The sequence below is a fragment of the Pseudomonas sp. LA5 genome (assembly GCF_028640825.1).
Lineage (GTDB): Bacteria > Pseudomonadota > Gammaproteobacteria > Pseudomonadales > Pseudomonadaceae > Chryseomonas > Chryseomonas aestiva.
In genome coordinates, this window is record NZ_JAQYZY010000032.1 from 39,181 (window position 1) to 55,618 (window position 16,438).

Sequence of the window (16,438 nt, forward strand, 5' to 3'; positions counted from 1 at the left end):
TCCGATGGTCAGGGCTGCGACAAGCGCGACCGCTCTCGCGAGGCGCGATTTGATACCATTTGCCTTTTGCCAGGTAGCGCTCCCGCCATGAAACAGTACCTCGACCTGATGCGCCACGTGCGCGAACACGGCACCTTCAAGAGCGACCGCACCGGCACCGGGACCTACAGCGTCTTCGGCTACCAGATGAGATTCGATCTGGCCGAGGGCTTTCCCCTGGTCACCACCAAGAAGTGCCATCTGCGATCCATCATCCACGAGCTGCTGTGGTTCCTGCAGGGCGAGACCAACATCCGTTACCTCAAGGACAACGGCGTGTCCATCTGGGACGAGTGGGCCGACGAGAACGGCGAACTGGGCCCGGTCTATGGCTACCAGTGGCGTAGCTGGCCGGCACCGGACGGTCGCCATATCGACCAGATCGCCGGGGTGGTGGACATGATCCGCGCCAAGCCCGACTCGCGGCGGCTGATCGTCTCGGCCTGGAATCCGGCGCTGGTGGACGAGATGGCGTTGCCGCCGTGCCATGCGCTGTTCCAGTTCTATGTCGCCGATGGCCGGCTGAGCTGCCAGCTGTATCAGCGTTCCGCGGACATCTTCCTCGGCGTGCCCTTCAACATCGCCAGCTACGCGCTACTGACCCTGATGGTGGCCCAGGTCACCGGACTGCAACCGGGTGAATTCATCTGGACCGGCGGTGATTGCCATCTCTATGCCAATCACCTGGAGCAGACCGATCTGCAGCTGACCCGCGAACCGCTGCCGCTGCCGACCATGAAGCTCAATCAGGCGGTCACGGACCTGTTCGCCTTCCGCTTCGAGGATTTCGAACTGGCAGGCTACCAGGCCCATCCGCACATCAAGGCGCCGGTCGCGGTCTGAGCCGGCGGCCGCCGCGCTCAGGTGCCGTGGCCGTGCTCAAGCACCTCGTCCACCAACTGCTCGGGCGCCTTGCGTACGTCCAGCACCTGGGCTTCCAGGTGATCCGGCGCCTCCAGGGTGTCGAGCTGGCTCTGCAAGAGCTTGGGATCGAAGAAATGCCCGCGGCGACTGCCAATGCGCTCGGCCAGCAGCTCGGGTGAGCCCTTGAGGAACAGCAGCCGGACGCCTTCCAGGCCGTTCAGCAGGCGATCGCGATAGACCTTCTTCAGCGCCGAGCAGGCGAACACCCGCGTGGTGCCTTCGGCCTTCGCCTGCTGCATGGCGTCGTGGATGGCATCCAGCCAGGGCCAGCGATCCTCGTCGGTGAGGGCGATGCCCTTGGCCATCTTGTCCTTGTTGGCCTGGCTGTGAAAGGTGTCGGCATCGTCGAAACGGCAGTCCAGCCGGCTGGCCAGGAGTTCGCCCAGGGTGGTCTTGCCACTGCCCGAAACGCCCATTATCAGATAGATCATCGTCGTCGCTCCGCGTGAGGATTCGCCTCGCTATAGAGTGTCTAGAGTGGCGTTTGCTCCGGGGTCAGGCGGCTGCTCCAGGTGGCGCCGATGGACGCGGCGATGATGCAGGCGAGGGCGAACCACTGGGCAACGCCCAGGATCTCGCCGAGGAATACCCAGCCGGAAAGGGCGCCCAGCGCCGGTTCCAGACTCATCAGGGTGCCGAAGGTGGCGGCCGGCAGGCGGGTCAGGACGACCATTTCCAGGGCATAGGGAATGGCCGTGGACATCAGCGCCAGGGCCAGCGCCAGCGGCCAGATTTCCGGTTGCAAGAGATTGCTGCCGCTGTGGACGATGCCGATGGGCAGCACGACCAGGGCGGCGATGGTCGCGCCGAAAGCCACCGTGCCGGTACCGTGAACCGCGCCGGCGCGCTTGCCCAGGACGATGTAGATCGCCCAGCAGGCGCCAGCCCCCAGGGCCAGGGTGGTGCCCAGCGGATCCAGTGCCGAGGCGTTGTGGCCGAAGGGCAGGAGCACGGCCAGGCCGGCCACCACCAGCACGATCCACAGCAGGTCCAGCCAGCGGCGCAGGGCGCACAGCGCCACCACCAGCGGACCGACGAATTCCAGGCCGACGGCGATGCCGATCGGCAGCCGCTGCATGGCCAGGTAGATGGTCAGGTTCATCACGCCCATGGCGACGCCATAGCCCAGCAGGCTGCCCAGCGCCGCGCGGCGGAAGTTGCGCCAGGGGCGCAGCACGATCAGCAGGACGAGAGCCGCGAAGATCAGCCGCAGGGTGGTGACGCCCACCGGATCGAGACGCAGGAACAGGGTCTTGGCCAGGCTGGCGCTGGTCTGGATCGAGGTCATGGCGACCAGCAGCAGGGCGACGGCAAACAGCGGAGAGCGGGCAGACATCGGCAGGGCTCGACTAGCGGGCCCGCCAGCATAGGTCATCCGGTCAGGGTCGCAAGGTTGGCTGCGACCTCAACGTGTTCTCGAGCGCTGCAGCAGCGATTCGGCGCTTTCGCGATTTTCCCGGACCTGCTCGATGAAGCGCTGCTGCTCTTCGCGCTGGGCCACCTGCACGCATTGCGCGTAGCCCGCGTCCCACCCCTGCTGGTAGGGCTTTTCCGCGGCGAAGCGACGGGCGTCCTTGTGCTCGTAACCGATGCCATTGACCGCCTGTTTGCCGGTCTGGCAACCGTCGCTGAAGCCATCGGCATAGGCCGGGGGATAGCCCTTGGCGATCAACTGGTCGTGGTAACTGGTGCAGGCCGCGAGACTGGCCAGCAGGATGAACAGCGAGGCGAGACGACGAGAGACAGCCATGGGAGCCTCCTCACGGGATACTACGTCTGATCCCTATGGATAAAGCTTAGTTGGCGCCTGGTGAGAATTTCGTCAAAAAACGCCTGGGTTGAAAAATACCGACGGACGTCATGGCAAGCCCCTCGAACCGCTGCGCTTAAATACGCGGCGGAGCGCCGCTTGCCTTGCTTCGGCTGTCATCCCGGTCGCAGAATGCGGGCACTGCTTGCATGCCTGACAAGGACTTACGATGCACGATCCCGTCGCAGCCGGTCTCCGGCTCGCCCCTGATGAGCTGACCCGCCCCTTCGCCCCCGAACAGTTTTCCTTCGCCGATACCGATCAGCTCGAGCCCTTTCGCGGCATCCTGGGTCAGGAGCGCGCGGTGGAAGCCCTGCAGTTCGGCGTGGCCATGCCGCGGCCCGGCTACAACGTCTTCGTCATGGGCGAGCCGGGCACCGGTCGTTTCTCCTTCGTCCAGCGCTATCTCAAGGCCGAAGCCAAGCGCCAGCCGACGCCCAACGACTGGGTGTACCTGAATCACTTCGAAGAGCCCCGGGCGCCAAGCGTGCTGGAGCTGCCCCCCGGCGAGGGCGAGGCCTTCGTGGCCGACATGGCCCATTTCATCGACAACCTGCTGGCCACCTTCCCGGCGGTATTCGAGCATCCGGCCTTCCAGCAGAAGAAGAGCGCCATCGAGCGCGCCTTCAACCAGCGCTATGACCAGGCGCTGGACGTGGTGGAAAAGCTCGCCCTGGAAAAGGAAATCGCCCTCTACCGCGACGCCAACAATGTCGCCTTCACCCCGATGAAGGAAGGCAAGGCGCTGGATGAAGCCGACTTCGCCCAGTTGCCCGAGGCCGAGCGGGAGCGGTTCCACGCCGACATCTCCAGCCTGGAAGAGCGTCTCAACGAAGAGCTGGCCAGCCTGCCGCAGTGGCGCCGGGAATCGAGCAACCAGCTGCGTGCCCTGAACGAAGACACCATCATCCAGGCCCTGCAGCCGCTGCTGGCGCCGCTGTCGGAAAAGTACAACGACAACCCCGGGGTCTGCGCCTACCTGCAGGCGATGCAGGTGGACCTGCTCAAGACGGTGGTCGAGCAACTGGCCGACGACGCCAAGCCCGACATGCAGCGGCGCAAGGAGCTGCGCGAGCAGTACGAGCCCAATCTGATCATCGGCCACCACGTCACCGGCGGTGCCCCGGTAGTGTTCGAGTCCCACCCGACCTACGACAACCTCTTCGGTCGCATCGAGTACCAGTCCGATCAGGGCGCGCTCTACACCAACTACCGCCAGCTGCGCCCCGGCGCGCTGCACCGCGCCAATGGCGGCTTCCTCATCGTCGAGGCGGACAAGCTGCTGACCGAGCCCTTCGTCTGGGATGCCCTCAAGCGCGCCCTGCATTCGCGTCAGCTGAAGATGGAATCGCCGCTGGCCGAGCTGGGTCGGCTCACCGCCATGAGCCTGGCGCCGCAGCAGATCCCGTTGCAGCTCAAGGTCATCATCATCGGCTCGCGCAACATCTACTACACCCTGCAGGAGCTGGATTCGGACTTCCAGGAGATGTTCCGGGTGCTGGTGGACTTCGACGAAGAGCTGCCACTGCGCGACGAAAGCCTCGAGCAGTTCGCCCAGTTGCTCAAGACGCGTACCTCGGAAGAGGGCATGGCGCCCCTGACCTCGGCGGCCGTGGCGCGGTTGGCCACCTACAGCGCGCGGCTGGCCGAGCACCAGGGCCGGTTGTCGGCGCGTATCGGCGATCTGTTCCAGCTGGTCAGCGAAGCCGACTTCATCCGCCACCTTGCCGGCGACGAGCGTACCGACAAGGGCCATGTCGAGCGTGCGCTCAAGGCCAAGGAAACCCGCACCGGTCGCGTCTGCGCCCGGGTGCTGGACGACATGCTCACCGGACTCATCCTCATCGATACCCAGGGTGCCGCGGTGGGCAAGTGCAACGGCCTCACCGTGCTGGAGGTGGCCGATTCCGCCTTCGGCATGCCGGCGCGCATCTCCGCCACGGTCTACCCGGGCGCCAGTGGCATCCTCGACATCGAGCGCGAGGTCAGCCTCGGACAACCCATCCACTCCAAGGGCGTGATGATCCTGACCGGCTACCTGGGCAGTCGCTATGCCCAGGAATTTCCGCTGTCGATCTCGGCCAGCATCGCCCTGGAGCAGTCCTATGGCTATGTCGACGGCGACAGCGCCTCCCTCGGCGAGGCCTGCACCCTGATCTCCGCGCTGTCGCGCACGCCGCTCAAGCAGTGCTTCGCCATCACCGGCTCGATCAACCAGTTCGGCGAGGTGCAGCCGGTCGGCGGCGTGAACGAGAAGATCGAAGGCTTCTTCCGCCTCTGTCAGGCCCGCGGTCTGACCGGCGAGCAGGGCGTGATCATCCCGCGCGCCAACGTCACCAACCTGATGCTCGACGAGACCGTGCTGGCAGCGGTGCGCGAGGGGCTGTTCCATGTCTATGCCGTGCGCCAGGCGGACGAGGCTCTGTCGCTGCTGGTGGGCGAGCCCGCCGGGGCACCGGATGCCAAGGGTCGCTTCCCGGACGGCAGCGTCAATGCGCGCGTGGTACAGCGTCTCAAGGAAATCGCCGAGCTCGAGCTGGAAGATGAACTGGCCGACAAACTCAGTGATAACTCCAAGGCAAAAGGGAAAAACAACGAAGCGCAGGAGAACTGAGCTCCAGGGGGCAGGTCGGATTTTGTACAAGGCGTCGCAGCCCAAGTAGCACGGCGCCCAGACCCGCTTGCCCCCTGTTGACCAACAGGGTTGTCCACAGCCTTTGTGGATACCTCTGGCCTAGGAACGGCGAGCATTGAGCGCTTCGAGAGGATGACGCCATGTCCCGCACCATTACCCTGATCCGTCCCTGCCTGGGCCTCGTCACCCGTATCGAATGCGAAATCAAGCCGCTCGGTCAGGAACAGGGCCTCTGGACCCTGTTGTGCGCCGCCGGCCTGAATGGCCAGCAGCCCACCGCAATCAAGGCCCAGGGGCCTTTCCACGGTCCCAAGGCGGCCGAAGGCGTCATGACCGCCATCGCCGAAAACCTGGTGGAACAGGGCTATATCCAGGTCGAAGAGACCCAGATCTGGCGCCTGCACATGCAGAGCGAGCTGCGCAAGATGAACGGCGAACGTGCCCACCAGCAGGTGCGTTTCCAGGTCGGCCCCGACGCCTGAGTCAGGTACAACCTGCCGCATTGGTCCGCCCGCACCGCCCCGGTATACTCGCCCGGCCCTGGTAATCCGAGCGAGTCTGCATGGAGCGAGTCTGCATGGAACGTCTGATCGAAAAAGCCCTTTACGCCTCCCGCTGGCTGCTGGCCCCCATCTATCTGGGGTTGTCCCTGGCGCTGGTCCTGCTGGCGCTCAAGTTCTTTCAGGAAGTCTTCCACGTCCTGCCGCACATCTTCCAATCCACCGAAGCCGAACTGATCCTGCTGGTCCTGTCGCTTATCGACATGGCGCTGGTGGGTGGCCTGCTGGTCATGGTGATGATCTCCGGCTACGAGAATTTCGTCTCCCAGCTGGACATCGACGAAGGCTCGGAAAAGCTCAGCTGGCTGGGCAAGATGGATTCGGGCTCGCTGAAGAACAAAGTGGCTGCCTCCATCGTCGCCATCTCCTCGATCCACCTGCTGCGCATCTTCATGGATGCCCAGAACACCAATCCCGAATACCTCAAGTGGTACGTGATCATCCATCTGGTGTTCGTGGTCTCGGCCTTCGCCATGGGCTATCTGGATCGGCTGACCAAGCACTGACGGGCCGGGCGGCCACTTGTCCGCCGCCGGCAGCTTTCGTTTACGCTTTGTGGATTGCGCCGCTGCGCTTGCTTGTCCTAGGTTGTCGAATGCTTACAGCTGCCGATCGACGCCCTTCCTAGCGTCGATCTCGACCCGGAGGTTTCCATGCAATTGCCGGAATTGACCCAGCGCGCCCAGGCCGGCGAGGTCCGTGAACTCAATCTGCTGTCCATCGAGGGCGGCTTCTATGTACTCGAGGTGCTCACCCAGGACGGTCGCACGCGGCTGACCGGGCGGGATGGCCACTTCTACCGCCTGGGCTCCGCTGCCCAGGCCCGCCGTCTGCTGGCCGACCTGCCGCCGCTGCCGTGCTTTCTCATCCAGCACAGCGCCTATGACGAGATGGTCGGCATGGCGCCACGCTCCTCGGAACCCCTGAAGATCCCGCTGAACTACCGGAACGCCTCTTGAGCAACGGCGCCGTCCGGCGCCTGCTGCCGATCCTTGGCGATCAGTTGTCGCCCCGGCTGGCCTCCCTGCGTAATGCCGATCCCGTGCAAGACGTGCTGCTGCTCGCCGAGGTCCAGGAAGAAACCAGCTACGTCCCGCACCATCCGCGCAAGATCGCCCTGATCTTCAGCGCCATGCGCCATTTCGCCAGCGAGATGCGCACGCATGGCTTCCAGGTCCATTACCGCACCCTGAACGACCCGGACAACCAGGGCTCGCTGCCGGCCGAGATCGCTTTCTGGGCGAAGAGGACGGGTGCGCGCGAGGTTCACCTGACCGAAACCGGCGAATGGCGTCTGGAACAGGCCTTGCGGAGTCTCGCTCTGGCGGTGCCTGTGCAGTGGCACGGCGACGACCGATTCCTCTGCAGCCGCGGCGCCTTCGCCCGCTGGGCCGGGGCGCGCACCGAGTTGCGCATGGAGGCCTTCTACCGCGGCATGCGCAGACGACACGGTTGGTTGATGGAAGGGGAGGGCGAACCCTGTGGCGGGGTCTGGAATCTGGACAGGGACAATCGCAAGGCCCTGCCCAGGGACCATCCTGTCCCCGAGCCCTTCAGCTGTCCGCCCGATGCCTGTACCCGGGAGGTGCTCGACCTGGTCGGGCAGCGCTTCGCCCACCACTATGGCCGGCTGGAGGGCTTCGACTATCCGGTGACCCGTCCCGATGCCGAGCGCCTCTGGCAGCACTTCCTGGCGTCGGGTCTGCACGACTTCGGCCGCTACCAGGACGCCATGGCCCATGGCGAGCCCTATCTGCATCACGCGCGGATCAGCGCGGCACTCAATATCGGGCTGCTGGACCTGCGTCAGCTCTGCGCCGACGTGGACGCCGCCTATCGCGAGGGCAGGGTGCCGCTCAACAGCGCCGAGGGTTTTCTGCGTCAACTGATCGGTTGGCGGGAGTACGTCCATGGCGTCTACTGGCTGCGCATGCCCGACTACCGGGAGCTCAATGTGCTGGGCAATAGCCGGCCGCTACCGGAGTTCTATTGGACCGGGACGACCCGCATGGCCTGCATGCGCGAAGCCATCGGCCAGACCCTGGCGCTGGGTTACGCCCACCATATCCAGCGGCTGATGGTCACCGGCAACTTCGCCCTGCTGGCCGGCATCGCGCCCCAGGCCATCGGCGAGTGGTACCTGGCGGTCTATCTGGATGCCTTCGAGTGGGTCGAGCTGCCCAACACCCAGGCCATGGTAATGCACGCGGACGGTGGCTATCTGGCGAGCAAGCCCTATTGCGCCAGCGGCCAGTACATCCGTCGCCAGTCCGACTATTGCAAGGGCTGCCACTATCAGGTCGGCGAAGCCCTGGGCGAGCGGGCCTGCCCCTTCAATGCCCTCTACTGGCATTTCCTGATCCGCCATCGCGGGCGCTTCGCCCACTATCCGCGCATGCTCAATCTCTATCGCAATCTCGATCGTCAGACGCCCGAGCGGCAGCAGGCGCTCTGGCAGCGGGGCGAGGCACTGCTGGCACGTCTCGACGCAGGAGAATCCCTATGAAGAAGGCCGATCTGCCCACCAAGCTCTGTCCGGTCTGCCAGCGGCCCTTCACCTGGCGCAAGAAGTGGGAGCGCAACTGGGACGAGGTGCGCTACTGCTCCGAGCGATGTCGCCGGCAGCGTGGCAGCCTGGGCGGCGGCGAGTCGAGTCGCTGATGTGCTAGGCTCGGCTCCTTTTTGACGATGGAAAGGCTGCAATGAACGACATCCTGCTCGACACCAACGAAGCCCGCGTCAGCTATGGCATCGGCCGCCAATTGGGCGATCAGCTGCGCCAGAATCCGGTCCCCGGCATGCAGCTGGCAGCCGTGCTCGCCGGTCTCAACGAGGCCTTCGACGGCCAGGAGTCCCGGGTGGACGTCGAGTCGCTGAACGCCAGCTTCCGGGTCATCCGCGAGCGCATGCAGGCGGAAGCCCAGATCAAGGCCGCCGCGGCCGCCCAGGAAGGCGTCGACTACCTGAAGGCCAATGCCGAGCGCCCTGGCGTCGTGGTGCTGCCGTCCGGTTTGCAATACGAGGTGCTCACCCAGGGTGACGGCGCTACGCCGACTCGCGAAGACCAGGTGCGTACCCACTACCACGGCACCCTCATCGACGGCAGCGTGTTCGACAGCTCCTACCAGCGCGGCCAGCCGGCCGAGTTTCCGGTGGGCGGCGTGATCGCCGGCTGGACCGAAGCCCTGCAACTGATGCCTGCCGGCAGCAAGTGGCGTCTGCATGTGCCCAGTGAACTGGCCTATGGCGCCCAGGGCGTCGGCGGCATCCCGCCGCACAGCGTGCTGGTGTTCGACGTGGAGCTGCTCGACGTCCTTTAAGAGCGACCAACAAAACTACTGCGCGTCCGCCAGGCGGGTGCGTGCCGTGCTCGAAATCCTCATGTACCACTTGTACATTGCGGTTTCTGCGCTCCGCGCGCACCCGCCTAACAACCGCTCGCTACGTTCTGTTGGCCACTCTCCGGCCTTCAGCAGTCCAGCCGCAGCGCCTCGTTGTCCGGGCGCAGCGCCAAGGCGTAGCTGAACAGGAAGACCTGGCGGATCTGCTCCTTCACCACCCGCGGTTCGCTGGAGGTGAGGCTGTGCAGGTCCAGCTCGCCCAGGTCCTTGAGTTCTTCCAGGGCCGTCTCGTCCAGTTCCGCGCAGACCTTGCCGGTTTCCCGGTTGAGGATGCGCAGATAGGGGTGCGGCCGGTCCAGCCAGGCGTCGATCAGATAAGTCATGGCAAGAGCTCCTGCTGTGCTATTTATGAGAATAATTCTTATTCGCTAAATAGCAAGCCGATTACCTGACTTTTTTAGTAGGACATGAAAAAGCCCGCAGTCTGGCGACGGCGGGCCTGGTCAGTCGACGGCAGGCCTCAGTGGGTACGGGCCACCGAGAAGCGACCCAGGTCGGCGAGCGCGTCGCGATATTCGCTGGCGGGCAGGGCATCCAGGCAGGCGATGGCCCGCTCGGCGAATTCCTGCGCCTTGCGCGCGGTATAGTCGAGGGCGCCGGCGGCTTCGACGGCGGCGCGCACGCCTTCCAGATCCTGGCTGCCGCCCTGGCGGATCGCCTGGCGTACCAGTGCGGCCTGTTCGGCAGTGCCTTCGCGCATGGTCACGATCAGCGGCAGGGTCGGTTTGCCTTCGGCCAGGTCGTCACCGACGTTCTTGCCCAGGGCCACGGCGTCGCCCTGGTAGTCGAGCAGGTCGTCGACCAGCTGGAAGGCGACGCCCAGATGATCGCCATAGCGGCGCAGGGCGTCCGCCTGTTCGGCGCTGGCGTCGGCCAGGATCGCCGCGCTGTGGGTGGAGGCCTCGAAGAGCATGGCGGTCTTGCCGCGAATGACCTCCATGTAGATCTCTTCGGTGGTACTGGCGTCGCGGATCTTCGACAGCTGCAGCACCTCGCCCTCGGCGATGACACGAGTGGCCTGGGAGATGATGCGCATCACCTCCATGGAACCCAGCGCCACCATCATCTCGAAGGAGCGGGCATAGAGGAAGTCGCCGACCAGCACGCTGGGGGCATTGCCCCAGAGGGCGTTGGCGGTGGAGCGGCCGCGGCGCATCCCCGAGGCATCGACGACATCGTCGTGCAGCAGGGTGGAGGTGTGCAGGAATTCGATGGTCGCCGCCAGCAGCTGCAGATCGTGGTCGGCGCGCCCGAGCGCCTTGCCGGCCAGCAGGACCAGCAGCGGACGCAGGCGTTTGCCGCCCGCGGAGACGATGTAGTCGCCAATCTTCTCGACCAGCGGCACGCGCGAGGTCAGCTGCTGGCGGATGATGCCGTCTACGGCGGCGAAATCGTCCGTCACCACGCGATAGAAGGACTGGGATTGCTGCGTCATTGAGAGGTGTCCACTGGAGGTCCGGGCAATATTCAGGCGGCCGGATGGCGCATGACCGCCAGACTATGCCCTAGGGACCGGCACGAGTGCCATGCCCAGGGATTGCCATCGCGCTCCCGCGGCTCGCCGCTCCTGCCGATTCGGCTGGGCACCGGCCCGGCATGGCCGCTGAACGAGGTTGCGCGGCATGCTAGGGGTGGGGTGGGGGGCTGTCAAGGCGCGGGCGGACGGCTCTTGCCTCCTGGCCCGGGCTTGCGTAGAATCGCTGGCCCTGAACATTCCTAGGGTTAACCCCCTGTCTTACGCAATTGCGCGGCGGTCCTTCCGGTCCCGTGCAGCCATGCCGGTCGACGATACCTCCTATAAAGCACCGGGTGAGCAGGTTTAACGGAGATTTACCATGTCCTACGCAGTTATCGTTACCGGTGGCAAGCAATACAAGGTCGCCGAAGGCGAATACCTGAAGGTCGAGAAGCTCGACATCGCCACCGGTGAAACCGTCACCTTCGACCAGGTTCTGCTGGTTGGCAACGGTGACGACGTCAAGATCGGTCTGCCGGTCGTTGATGGTGCCAAAGTGACCGCCGAAGTGACCGCCCAGGGCCGTCACGACAAGGTCACCATCATCAAATTCCGTCGTCGTAAGCATCACATGAAGCGTCAGGGCCACCGTCAGTGGTTCACCGAAATCAAGATCACTGGCATCCAGGCCTGATCTCGCCTCTAACGGAGAATTGACTCATGGCACACAAAAAAGCGGGTGGTTCTACTCGTAACGGTCGCGATTCCGAAAGCAAACGCCTTGGCGTGAAGCTGTACGGCGGCCAGGTCGTCAAGGCCGGCAACATCATCGTGCGTCAGCGCGGCACCCAGTACCATGCCGGTTACGGCGTGGGCCTCGGAAAGGATCACACCCTGTTCGCGAAAGTGGACGGCGTGATCAAGTTCGACGTGAAGGGCGCCTTTGGCCGTCGTTACGTGAGCATCGTCGCCGCCGCCTAAGGCCCGTGACGAAAGAAAAGCCCTGTCTACCCGACGGGGCTTTTTCGTTTGTAGTTAAGCTATTTCCCTTGTAGTTAAGCTATTTCCTTGTTTGCAGCGGCCCGCGAGCGCGGGAGGTCCAGATGAAATTCGTCGATGAAGTATCCATACACGTAAAAGCGGGTGACGGCGGCAACGGCATGATGAGTTTCCGCCGGGAGAAATTCATCGAGAAGGGTGGCCCCAATGGCGGTGACGGCGGCGATGGCGGGTCGATCTGGCTTGAAGCCGACATCAACCTGAACACCCTGGTCGATTACCGTTACACCCGACGTTTCACCGCGCAGAACGGTGAAAAGGGCGGGAGCACCGAGTGCACCGGCGCCAAGGGTGAAGACCTGGTGCTGCCGGTCCCCGTGGGCACCACGGTGATCGATGCGGCGACCCAGGAGATCATCGGCGACCTGACCCAGCCCGGTCAGCGCATCCGGGTGGTCCAGGGCGGCTGGCACGGCCTCGGCAATACCCGTTTCAAATCCAGCACCAACCGTGCGCCGCGGCAGACCACGCCCGGCAAGCCCGGCGAAGAGCGTGATCTCAAGCTGGAGCTCAAGGTGCTGGCGGACATCGGCCTGCTCGGCCTGCCCAATGCCGGCAAGAGCACCTTCATCCGTGCGGTGTCGGCCGCCAAGCCCAAGGTGGCGGACTATCCCTTCACCACCCTGGTGCCGAACCTGGGTGTGGTCAGCGTGGGGCGCTTCAAGAGCTTCGTGGTCGCCGACATTCCGGGGCTGATCGAGGGTGCCTCCGAAGGCGCCGGTCTGGGGATCCGTTTCCTCAAGCACCTGGCGCGAACCCGCCTGCTGCTGCACCTTGTCGACATGGCACCGCTGGATGAGAGCGATCCGGCCGAGGCTGCCGAGACCATCATCAACGAGCTCACCAAGTTCAGCCCGGCGCTCGGCGAACGTGACCGCTGGCTGGTGCTGAACAAGGCCGACCAATTGCTCGATGACGAGCGCGAAGAGCGCCTCAAGGCGGTGGTCGAGCACCTGGACTGGCAGGGTCCGGTCTTTGTCATCTCCGCGCTGGAGCGCGAAGGGACCGAGCAGCTCTGTCAGGCGATCATGCAGTATCTCGACGAGCGCACCCTGCGCCTCGCCGAGGATCCGGCCTATGCCGAAGCGCTGGAAGAACTCGATCAGCGCATCGAGGACGAGGCGCGGGCACGGCTGCAGGCGCTGGATGACCAGCGTGCCCTGCGTCGTTCCGGGGTCAAGGCGGTGGACGATGCCGATGACGACTTCGATGACGAAGACGACGGCGACGGTCCGGAAATCTTCTACGTACGGTAAGAAAGGAGCTTGCCCATGCGTGATCAGGTGTCTGGCGCCCAGCGCTGGGTGGTAAAGATCGGCAGTGCCCTGCTGACCGACGACGGTCGTTGTCTGGACGGTGGGGCCATGGCCGGTTGGGTCGAGCAGATGGTGGCCCTGCACCAGGCGGGCATCGAGCTGGTACTGGTGTCCTCGGGTGCGGTGGCGGCTGGCATGAGCCGGCTCGGCTGGGCGCAGCGCCCGACCGCCATCAACGAGTTGCAGGCGGCCGCGGCGGTAGGGCAGATGGGGTTGGTGCAGGCCTGGGAATCCAGCTTTGCCGAGCACCAGGTACAGACCGCGCAGATCCTGCTGACCCATGACGACCTGTCCGATCGCAAGCGCTATCTCAACGCCCGCAGTACCTTGCGGACGCTGGTGAGCCTGGGCGTGGTGCCGGTGATCAACGAAAACGATACCGTCGTGACCGACGAGATTCGTTTTGGCGACAACGACACCCTGGCGGCCCTGGTGGCCAACCTGGTCGAGGCTGATCTGCTGGTCATCCTTACCGATCGCGATGGCATGTTCGACGCCGATCCGCGCAACAACCCCGACGCCAGTCTTATCAGCGAGGCGCGTGCCGACGATCCGGCCCTGGATCTGGTCGCTGGCGGTACCGGTGGTGCCCTGGGGCGTGGCGGCATGCAGACCAAGCTGCGTGCTGCCCGTCTGGCGGCGCGTTCCGGTGCCTATACCGTCATCGTCGGCGGGCGTATCCAGCAGGTGCTCAGTCGCCTGCAGCAGGGCGAGCAGCTGGGGACCCTGTTGTCACCCGAGCGCGGCCTGGTGGCGGCGCGCAAGCAGTGGCTGGCCGGGCATCTGCAGGTGCGCGGCACCCTGCGCCTGGATGCGGGCGCGGTGCAGGCCCTGGTGGGCGGTCATCGCAGTCTGTTGCCGGTGGGGGTGCGGGAGCTGGAAGGCAGCTTCCGGCGTGGCGAGATGGTCGCCTGCGTCGGTCCGGATGGGCGCGAAGTGGCGCGTGGCCTGGTCAACTACAGTGCGACCGAAGCGCGGCGCATCCTGGGGCGGCCCTCGGATGCCATCGTCGTCGAGCTGGGCTACGTCTACGAGCCCGAACTGATCCACAGGGACAATCTGGTCCTGGTCTGACGATCGTCGAGCCTGGCGCTTCTCCGGAGGCGTTAGGCTCTTGAATCGCAGGCAATAAAAAACCGGCCTAGGCCGGTTTTTTGTTCGAACGCTTATCAGGCAGCGGCGGGGGTAGCCAGGGCCTTGATGTGAGCGTTCAGGCGGCTCTTGTGACGAGCGGCCTTGTTCTTGTCGATGATGCCCTTGTCGGCCATGCGGTCGATGACCGGAACGGCAGCAACGTAAGCGGACTTGGCTTTTTCCAGGTCCTTGGCTTCGATCGCCTTGACGACGTTCTTGATGTAGGTACGCACCATGGAGCGCAGGCTCGCATTGTGGCTGCGACGCTTCTCAGCCTGTTTGGCGCGTTTTTTGGCGGAGGGGGAGTTAGCCACCGTGGAGCTCCTTCGAAAAAGACTGTATTGGGTACAGAGCGAACTCTGTAGCAAGTACAGAGCTAAATTAAGGTCGCGAATCTTGACGTCCCTGGCGTCGGCTGTCAAGGCCGTCTGGATGGATATCCGGCTGGTCGCCGATGAAGGGCCTCGTTACACTCGATCGCTTATGCCCATCGCACGACTGCGCTCGCGCGCTTCCTTCGTCACGTCCCGCTGCGTTCACCGAGTCCTCTCCCAGCCATGAATCTGCTCAAGTCCCTGGCCGCCGTCAGCTCCATGACCATGCTGTCCCGCGTGCTGGGTTTCGTGCGCGACACCATCGTCGCCCGCACCTTTGGCGCCGGCATGGCCACCGATGCCTTCTTCGTCGCCTTCAAGCTGCCCAATCTCCTGCGCCGCATCTTCGCCGAGGGCGCCTTTTCCCAGGCCTTCGTACCCATCCTGGCCGAATACAAGGCCCAGCAGGGCGAGGAGGCCACCCGGACCTTCCTGGCCTATGTCAGCGGCCTGCTGACCCTGGTGCTGGCGGTGGTCACGGTGCTGGGCATGCTGGCCGCGCCCCTGGTGATCTGGATCACCGCGCCGGGCTTTGCCGATACCCCGGAGAAATTCGCCCTCACGTCCAGCCTGCTGCGGGTGACCTTTCCCTACATCCTGCTGATCTCCCTGGCCTCCCTGGCCGGCGCCGTGCTCAATACCTGGAACAGATTCAACGTGCCGGCCTTCGTGCCGACCCTGCTCAACATCAGCATGATCATCTTCGCGCTGTTCCTGACGCCCTATTTCGATCCGCCGATCATGGCGCTGGCCTGGGCGACACTGGTGGGTGGCCTGGCCCAGTTCCTCTATCAGCTGCCACACCTCAAGCGCATCGGCATGCTGGTGCTGCCGCGGCTGAATCTGCGCGACACCGGTGTCTGGCGGGTCATGAAGCAGATGGGGCCGGCGATCCTCGGGGTCTCGGTCAGTCAGATCTCGCTGATCATCAACACCATCTTCGCTTCTTTCCTGGCGGCCGGCTCGGTGTCCTGGATGTACTACGCCGATCGCCTGATGGAGTTGCCTTCGGGGGTGCTCGGCGTGGCGCTCGGGACCATCCTGCTGCCGGCGCTGTCACGTACCTACGCCAAGGCCGATCGCCAGGAGTATTCGCGACTGCTCGACTGGGGGCTGCGACTCTGCTTCCTGCTGGTGCTGCCCTGTTCCGCGGCCCTGGCGTTGCTGTCCGAGCCGCTGACCGTCTCGCTGTTCCAGTACGGTCGCTTCGATGCCCATGACGCCCTGATGACCCAGCGGGCGCTGGTCGCCTATGCCGTGGGACTGCTCGGCATCATCCTGGTCAAGGTGCTGGCGCCGGGCTTCTATGCCCAGCAGAACATCAAGACGCCGGTAAAGATCGCCATCTTCACCCTGGCGGTGACCCAGGTGCTCAACCTGATCCTGATCGGGCCGCTGCAGCACGTCGGCCTGGCCCTGGCCATAGGTCTGGCGGCCTGTCTCAACGCCGGCCTTTTATTCTGGCAGTTGCGCCGCCATAACCTGTTCATCCCCCAACCGGGCTGGACGGGCTTCCTGCTCCGGCTGCTGATCGCGGTGGCGGTGATGACCGCCGTCCTGTTCGGTCTGATGCAGCTGCTGCCCAGCTGGAGCGAGGGGCTGATGTGGCAGCGCCTGCTGCGTCTGGGCGGCCTGGTCGCCGCGGGGGTGCTGGCCTATTTCGCCAGTCTCTTCCTGCTCGGCTTCCGCGTGCGCGACTTCAATCGGCGCGCGGTGCTGTGATTGCACAA

The 16,438-nt window shown here is 64.6% G+C and carries 19 protein-coding genes and 1 other RNA gene; 14 read left to right on the top strand and 6 right to left on the bottom strand.

The features are described from left to right. The first annotated feature begins 87 nt into the window (after positions 1 to 87). A complete protein-coding gene (locus tag PVZ72_RS09335; RefSeq protein WP_133861326.1) occupies positions 88 to 882 on the top strand; it encodes a thymidylate synthase in 795 nt (264 codons plus the stop codon). A 17-nt stretch (positions 883 to 899) separates the two neighbouring features. Here PVZ72_RS09335 and PVZ72_RS09340 read toward each other — a convergent pair whose 3' ends face one another. The 3 genes from PVZ72_RS09340 to PVZ72_RS09350 all read right to left on the bottom strand — a co-directional run bounded on the left by PVZ72_RS09340 (position 900) and on the right by PVZ72_RS09350 (position 2,713). Then, positions 900 to 1,394, bottom strand: coding sequence for a gluconokinase (locus PVZ72_RS09340; RefSeq protein ID WP_273861773.1), 495 nt, complete (start codon positions 1,392 to 1,394; stop codon positions 900 to 902). 41 nt (positions 1,395 to 1,435) lie between these two features. Continuing rightward, the gene (locus tag PVZ72_RS09345) at positions 1,436 to 2,299 is read right to left on the bottom strand and encodes an EamA family transporter (RefSeq protein ID WP_187980265.1); all 864 of its coding nucleotides are present in this window, start codon (positions 2,297 to 2,299) and stop codon (positions 1,436 to 1,438) included. Between the two features lie 69 nt (positions 2,300 to 2,368). Next, positions 2,369 to 2,713 (bottom strand): hypothetical protein, encoded by a 345-nt coding sequence (locus tag PVZ72_RS09350; protein WP_133861323.1) that lies wholly within the window; start codon positions 2,711 to 2,713, stop codon positions 2,369 to 2,371. A gap of 229 nt (positions 2,714 to 2,942) precedes the next feature. Here PVZ72_RS09350 and PVZ72_RS09355 point away from each other — a divergent pair, with 229 nt between their 5' ends. From PVZ72_RS09355 to PVZ72_RS09390, 8 genes are all read left to right on the top strand, one after another. Then, complete coding sequence (locus tag PVZ72_RS09355; RefSeq protein ID WP_187980264.1) at positions 2,943 to 5,387, top strand: Lon protease family protein; 2,445 nt, start codon at positions 2,943 to 2,945, stop codon at positions 5,385 to 5,387. Between the two features lie 161 nt (positions 5,388 to 5,548). Beyond that, positions 5,549 to 5,890, top strand: coding sequence for a PA4575 family protein (locus tag PVZ72_RS09360; protein ID WP_007160783.1), 342 nt, complete (start codon positions 5,549 to 5,551; stop codon positions 5,888 to 5,890). Positions 5,891 to 5,985: 95 nt separating this feature from the next. Beyond that, complete coding sequence (locus tag PVZ72_RS09365) at positions 5,986 to 6,474, top strand: TIGR00645 family protein (RefSeq protein WP_133861321.1); 489 nt, start codon at positions 5,986 to 5,988, stop codon at positions 6,472 to 6,474. 147 nt (positions 6,475 to 6,621) lie between these two features. Continuing rightward, positions 6,622 to 6,927 (top strand): DUF6482 family protein, encoded by a 306-nt coding sequence (locus PVZ72_RS09370; RefSeq protein WP_133861320.1) that lies wholly within the window; start codon positions 6,622 to 6,624, stop codon positions 6,925 to 6,927. Beyond that, positions 6,924 to 8,474, top strand: coding sequence for a cryptochrome/photolyase family protein (locus PVZ72_RS09375; protein ID WP_273861774.1), 1,551 nt, complete (start codon positions 6,924 to 6,926; stop codon positions 8,472 to 8,474). The genes PVZ72_RS09370 and PVZ72_RS09375 overlap by 4 nt, the downstream gene beginning before the upstream one ends. Continuing rightward, the gene (locus PVZ72_RS09380; RefSeq protein WP_273861775.1) at positions 8,471 to 8,629 is read left to right on the top strand and encodes a DUF2256 domain-containing protein; all 159 of its coding nucleotides are present in this window, start codon (positions 8,471 to 8,473) and stop codon (positions 8,627 to 8,629) included. The genes PVZ72_RS09375 and PVZ72_RS09380 overlap by 4 nt, the downstream gene beginning before the upstream one ends. 41 nt (positions 8,630 to 8,670) lie before the next feature. Further along, positions 8,671 to 9,288: an FKBP-type peptidyl-prolyl cis-trans isomerase gene (locus PVZ72_RS09385; RefSeq protein WP_273861776.1), complete on the top strand. Its 618-nt coding sequence runs from the start codon at positions 8,671 to 8,673 to the stop codon at positions 9,286 to 9,288. Positions 9,289 to 9,349: 61 nt separating this feature from the next. Further along, a non-coding RNA gene (locus tag PVZ72_RS09390) (sX9 sRNA) lies at positions 9,350 to 9,425 on the top strand. Positions 9,426 to 9,437: 12 nt separating this feature from the next. Here PVZ72_RS09390 and PVZ72_RS09395 read toward each other — a convergent pair. Next, positions 9,438 to 9,692 carry a PA4570 family protein gene (locus tag PVZ72_RS09395; RefSeq protein WP_007160789.1) on the bottom strand — a complete coding sequence of 85 codons (255 nt, stop codon included), beginning with the start codon at positions 9,690 to 9,692 and terminating at the stop codon, positions 9,438 to 9,440. A 137-nt stretch (positions 9,693 to 9,829) separates the two neighbouring features. Then, positions 9,830 to 10,804: a polyprenyl synthetase family protein gene (locus PVZ72_RS09400; protein ID WP_133861316.1), complete on the bottom strand. Its 975-nt coding sequence runs from the start codon at positions 10,802 to 10,804 to the stop codon at positions 9,830 to 9,832. Between the two features lie 400 nt (positions 10,805 to 11,204). Between PVZ72_RS09400 and rplU the strand changes: the two genes are divergently transcribed. From rplU to proB, 4 genes are all read left to right on the top strand, one after another. Continuing rightward, on the top strand, positions 11,205 to 11,519 hold the full coding sequence (rplU, locus tag PVZ72_RS09405) for a 50S ribosomal protein L21 (RefSeq protein ID WP_007160791.1): 315 nt from the start codon (positions 11,205 to 11,207) through the stop codon (positions 11,517 to 11,519). A 26-nt stretch (positions 11,520 to 11,545) separates the two neighbouring features. Then, on the top strand, positions 11,546 to 11,806 hold the full coding sequence (gene rpmA, locus PVZ72_RS09410) for a 50S ribosomal protein L27 (protein ID WP_007160792.1): 261 nt from the start codon (positions 11,546 to 11,548) through the stop codon (positions 11,804 to 11,806). Positions 11,807 to 11,928: 122 nt separating this feature from the next. Further along, positions 11,929 to 13,140, top strand: a complete 1,212-nt coding sequence (gene cgtA, locus PVZ72_RS09415; RefSeq protein ID WP_133861314.1) for an Obg family GTPase CgtA — start codon at positions 11,929 to 11,931, stop codon at positions 13,138 to 13,140. Positions 13,141 to 13,155: 15 nt separating this feature from the next. Further along, positions 13,156 to 14,274, top strand: a complete 1,119-nt coding sequence (gene proB / locus PVZ72_RS09420) for a glutamate 5-kinase (protein WP_017640856.1) — start codon at positions 13,156 to 13,158, stop codon at positions 14,272 to 14,274. A 95-nt stretch (positions 14,275 to 14,369) separates the two neighbouring features. Here proB and rpsT read toward each other — a convergent pair whose 3' ends face one another. Continuing rightward, a complete protein-coding gene (gene rpsT / locus PVZ72_RS09425) occupies positions 14,370 to 14,648 on the bottom strand; it encodes a 30S ribosomal protein S20 (RefSeq protein ID WP_007160795.1) in 279 nt (92 codons plus the stop codon). 243 nt (positions 14,649 to 14,891) lie between these two features. Between rpsT and murJ the strand changes: the two genes are divergently transcribed. Further along, positions 14,892 to 16,430 (top strand): murein biosynthesis integral membrane protein MurJ, encoded by a 1,539-nt coding sequence (gene murJ, locus PVZ72_RS09430; RefSeq protein WP_133861313.1) that lies wholly within the window; start codon positions 14,892 to 14,894, stop codon positions 16,428 to 16,430. Positions 16,431 to 16,438: the final 8 nt, after the last annotated feature.

What these genes read in the sequence shown, in the direction of transcription:
- PVZ72_RS09345 (WP_187980265.1), bottom strand. Translation starts at nt 2,299, where the DNA reads ATGTCTGCCCGCTCTCCGCTGTTTGCCGTCGCCCTGCTGCTGGTCGCC.
- PVZ72_RS09340 (WP_273861773.1), bottom strand. Translation starts at nt 1,394, where the DNA reads ATGATCTATCTGATAATGGGCGTTTCGGGCAGTGGCAAGACCACCCTG.
- PVZ72_RS09370 (WP_133861320.1), top strand. Translation starts at nt 6,622, where the DNA reads ATGCAATTGCCGGAATTGACCCAGCGCGCCCAGGCCGGCGAGGTCCGT.
- PVZ72_RS09380 (WP_273861775.1), top strand. Translation starts at nt 8,471, where the DNA reads ATGAAGAAGGCCGATCTGCCCACCAAGCTCTGTCCGGTCTGCCAGCGG.
- murJ (WP_133861313.1), top strand. Translation starts at nt 14,892, where the DNA reads ATGAATCTGCTCAAGTCCCTGGCCGCCGTCAGCTCCATGACCATGCTG.
- PVZ72_RS09395 (WP_007160789.1), bottom strand. Translation starts at nt 9,692, where the DNA reads ATGACTTATCTGATCGACGCCTGGCTGGACCGGCCGCACCCCTATCTG.
- PVZ72_RS09350 (WP_133861323.1), bottom strand. Translation starts at nt 2,713, where the DNA reads ATGGCTGTCTCTCGTCGTCTCGCCTCGCTGTTCATCCTGCTGGCCAGT.
- rplU (WP_007160791.1), top strand. Translation starts at nt 11,205, where the DNA reads ATGTCCTACGCAGTTATCGTTACCGGTGGCAAGCAATACAAGGTCGCC.
- PVZ72_RS09335 (WP_133861326.1), top strand. Translation starts at nt 88, where the DNA reads ATGAAACAGTACCTCGACCTGATGCGCCACGTGCGCGAACACGGCACC.
- cgtA (WP_133861314.1), top strand. Translation starts at nt 11,929, where the DNA reads ATGAAATTCGTCGATGAAGTATCCATACACGTAAAAGCGGGTGACGGC.
- PVZ72_RS09360 (WP_007160783.1), top strand. Translation starts at nt 5,549, where the DNA reads ATGTCCCGCACCATTACCCTGATCCGTCCCTGCCTGGGCCTCGTCACC.
- PVZ72_RS09400 (WP_133861316.1), bottom strand. Translation starts at nt 10,804, where the DNA reads ATGACGCAGCAATCCCAGTCCTTCTATCGCGTGGTGACGGACGATTTC.
- PVZ72_RS09385 (WP_273861776.1), top strand. Translation starts at nt 8,671, where the DNA reads ATGAACGACATCCTGCTCGACACCAACGAAGCCCGCGTCAGCTATGGC.
- PVZ72_RS09355 (WP_187980264.1), top strand. Translation starts at nt 2,943, where the DNA reads ATGCACGATCCCGTCGCAGCCGGTCTCCGGCTCGCCCCTGATGAGCTG.
- PVZ72_RS09365 (WP_133861321.1), top strand. Translation starts at nt 5,986, where the DNA reads ATGGAACGTCTGATCGAAAAAGCCCTTTACGCCTCCCGCTGGCTGCTG.
- proB (WP_017640856.1), top strand. Translation starts at nt 13,156, where the DNA reads ATGCGTGATCAGGTGTCTGGCGCCCAGCGCTGGGTGGTAAAGATCGGC.
- rpmA (WP_007160792.1), top strand. Translation starts at nt 11,546, where the DNA reads ATGGCACACAAAAAAGCGGGTGGTTCTACTCGTAACGGTCGCGATTCC.